We start from the raw sequence: 1,232 nt of genomic DNA on the forward strand, positions 1-1,232 counted from the left end.
GGTCGTAACTATAGGGGGCTGGCATTTTGGGTCTTCTTAGTCATCTCGTCCTCTCGATTATACGTCCTAACTTTCCTGTCTGGTGCTATACATCAGGAGCCGTGTGCTGGGAAACTCGCAAGCACGGTTTTGAATTGGAGTTGGGGAAGGCGACTTCCCTTTCGACCATAACTGCTTATTGATTAACCCGTCAATAATTAAGATTTGTTGCTAAGGGATATGCACTAATTGTCCCGTATGCTAAGACTGAATTGAGTGCATTTTGTGTGTAACGGTGCGACTATCGGGTTAAGTGTTTCACTATGATCGCAGTAAGAATAAGGCTTAAAAAATAAGCGGACGATGGGACTCGAACCCACTATGTTTAGCTTGGGAAGCTAACATTCTACCACTGAATTACGTCCGCAATGGTTAGCTATTAATCTCTAGGTAGGGGTCGAAAGGGAAGTCACCTTCCCCAACTCCCATTTCAAACCGTGCTTGCGAGTTTCCCAGCACACGGCTCCTGATGTGGATACCCTATTTGTCAAAGGAACAGAGTTACTACCCCCGGCTTTCGTACTTCCATGTTCGGAGCCTTATGCAGCAAGTGGTTGAGCCTTGCTTTTGCGCCAATGTACTCCTACTCATCGCAGTATCTATATCCACACCGTGACCTGTGGGCATATCCCAACCATTACAGTTAGGCATTGGCTTCTGGTCACATCCTTCACCCTCTAAGAGGTAGGGGTCGAGAGTGAAGTCACCTTCACCCCCTCCCATTCAAAACCTTGCTTGATAGTTTCCCATCACACGGCTCCTGATGTGGATACCCTTTTGTCATCGGAACAGGGTTACTACCCCCTGCTTTCGTACTTCAATGTTCAGAGCTTTATGCAGCACGTAGTCTTTCAACTCGTTCTCGCCACTACACTCCTAATAATCGCAGTATCTATATCCACACCGTGACCTGTGGGCATATCCCCACCATGACAATTGGGCTTTAGCTTCTGGTCACATCCTTCACCCTCTAACCATGCGCTTACATTTTTCACTACTGCCTTGTGAATAGCATTACTCACTTGTTTATAGGCAGAGCATTAGAGGGGTTACAACGTTCCGTTTATATGGGCATTCCATCGTTAGATTTGTCCTCAGAACCGGGGTACTTTTAAAGGTCTGTGTAGGTAGTCGCAAGCTCAGTACAGGACAAAAAAGCTGAAAGTCTTAGCCAAAAGGGAATCTAGCCGAAA

The 1,232-nt window shown here is 46.4% G+C and carries 1 tRNA gene; it reads right to left on the reverse strand.

Annotated elements, in window-relative coordinates:
- Window positions 1-334: 334 nt before the first annotated feature.
- Window positions 335-406, reverse strand: a tRNA-Gly gene (locus P5683_RS24985).
- Window positions 407-1,232 lie beyond the last annotated feature (826 nt).

Origin of the sequence: Limnospira sp. PMC 1279.21, from assembly GCF_032349615.1 — a bacterium.
Lineage (GTDB): Bacteria > Cyanobacteriota > Cyanobacteriia > Cyanobacteriales > Microcoleaceae > Limnospira > Limnospira fusiformis.